Source organism: Synechococcus sp. R6-7, from assembly GCF_047461695.1.
GTDB lineage: Bacteria > Cyanobacteriota > Cyanobacteriia > Thermostichales > Thermostichaceae > Thermostichus.
The window spans coordinates 1-1941 of the sequence record NZ_JANSHS010000215.1 but is presented as its reverse complement, the minus strand read 5'-3'; the positions used below and the strand labels follow the sequence as shown (position 1 = coordinate 1941).

Here is a 1941-nt window from a genome sequence, read left to right as displayed (position 1 = left end):
CAGACGCGCTAGACTTAGGATCTAGTGCCGCAAGGCGTAAGGGTTCAAGTCCCTTCGTCCGCATGAGAATCCCCTACTTCCCCAGCCCCTTTCCCCCAAGAGGGCAGAAGTTCCCCCGGTCAACAGCAATGCTGACTGCCTTACGGTCGCTCGCCAGCAAGCCTAGGAGAGCCAAGGTGACAAAGCAAGCTCTCCCGCCGGCTAAAAGCAGACAGGGACACATCTCCCAGGCTAGAAGGCTTCTCGGTCCGCCTGCAGAGAAACTGGACTGGGTTGCTGCCACGAAAACCTTGGCTCTAGGCCGGAAAGATCACCTGCAGAATTTGCTCGGGGGCAATCGACTCCACCTTCCCATCGGCCCCCTTGACCGCCCGAAACGGCCCCTCTGAAGGCAGCAGCCGCAGCGGGTCGGTGGGCCCAAACAACGCCACCAGCGGCGTCTGCACCGCCACCGCCAAATGCATGGGAGCGCTATCGGCGCACAACAGCAGCGTTGCCCCACCAATCAAGGCCGCCAGCTGCCCCAGCCGGACAGGACGGCTCACCGGCAGCTCCGGCAGTTGCGCCAGAAAGCCCTCCGCCAGCTGCTCATCCTCTGGCCCCACCACCAGCACCAACGGCAGCTCCGGCCGCTGCTCCCGAAAACCCTTGATGACCTTGACCCAGTTGGCAGAGGGATAGATCTTCTGAATTCCCTTCTCCTGCGACAGCTGGCTGGCCCCCGGATGCAACAGCACATAATCTTGAGCGGCATCCCCCAAAAGGCGCTTGCGTTCCTGCTCTGCCCACTCCAGGTCTGCTTTTTTCAGACGAATCTGGGGCAACCCCGCCGGCGCAGCAATGCCAAACCCCTGCACCAGGTCGTGGTACATCTGGGCCGCATACTGGGCTGGCTTCAGGGGCACCGGGTCGGTCAGCCAAGGTCGCCCCGGCCCCGGCGGCGCATAGCCCACCCGCTTGGGAATGCCGGTCAGCCACAACAACAGCTTGACCCCCAAGCTTCGGCCCAGGCTCAGCACCCCGTCATACTGCCGCTCCCGAATGCGCCCCAGCAGGTCGCTGAGATCCCCCAACGACAGCTGTTCTTTGAACGGAAAAGTCAGCACCCGACTCACCGAAGGACAAACCTCGTAGGCAGCCGCCGCCCGCGGCTCCACCAGCACCTCCAGCTCCGCCTCCGGGAAGCGCTGCCGCAAACTGGCCAGGGCGGGGAAAAACAAAATCTGGTCACCAATCCCCCCCGGCACCAGAGCCAAAAGGCGGGGGGCCAAAGGCGCTGTGCCGCCAACTGCTCGAGAAGCCACCTGCATAAAGCATCCTGTAGAAAGCGGTATCCAGGGATCCCTGGCTCAGGACATCCCGCGCTTACTCTATCTCAGATTGCAGACCTTCAGGACAGGCTGGGCAGACCGGTTCCAGCCCCCTGCTGGCCCAGAGCGTTGTCTACCCAGGCTCTCATCCGCGATGATGGGCTGTGGCCGCCACCTTCTGCAAAGGCAGCACCATGACGGAGGAGCCGATTCCGCTGCTGGATTTGACGGGGCAGTACCGCGCTTTGGCCGGGCTGTTGCAGCCGCAGCTGGAAGCGCTGCTGGCCTCTGGCCAGTACATCGGCGGGGCGGCGGTGCAGCGCTTTGAGGAGCAGTTTGCCCAGTTTTTGGGGGGTGGCTCTTTGGAGGCCGTCGGCTGCAATTCCGGCACCGATGCCCTGGTGCTGGCTTTGCAGGCTTTGGGCATCCAGGCGGGGGATGAGGTGCTCACCAGCGCCTTCAGTTTTTTTGCCTCGGCTGCCGCCATCAGCCGGGTGGGGGCGCGTCCGGTGTTTGTGGATGTGGATCCTGCTACCTTCAACTTGGACCCCCGACTGTTGGAAAAGAGCATCTCCTGCCGCACCAAGGCGGTGGTGGTGGTGCATTTGTTTGGGCAGGCGGCCAACATGAC

General features: G+C 63.1%; 2 protein-coding genes. One reads left to right on the top strand and one right to left on the bottom strand.

Annotated elements, in window-relative coordinates:
* Positions 1-296 precede the first annotated feature (296 nt).
* Positions 297-1310 (bottom strand): glycosyltransferase family 9 protein, encoded by a 1014-nt coding sequence (locus NW815_RS07175; protein ID WP_414415849.1) that lies wholly within the window; start codon positions 1308-1310, stop codon positions 297-299.
* Between the two features lie 164 nt (positions 1311-1474).
* Between NW815_RS07175 and NW815_RS07170 the strand changes: the two genes are divergently transcribed.
* Positions 1475-1941, top strand: a 467-nt coding sequence (locus NW815_RS07170) for an aminotransferase class I/II-fold pyridoxal phosphate-dependent enzyme (RefSeq protein WP_414415848.1), incomplete at its 3' end; no start/stop codon positions are given.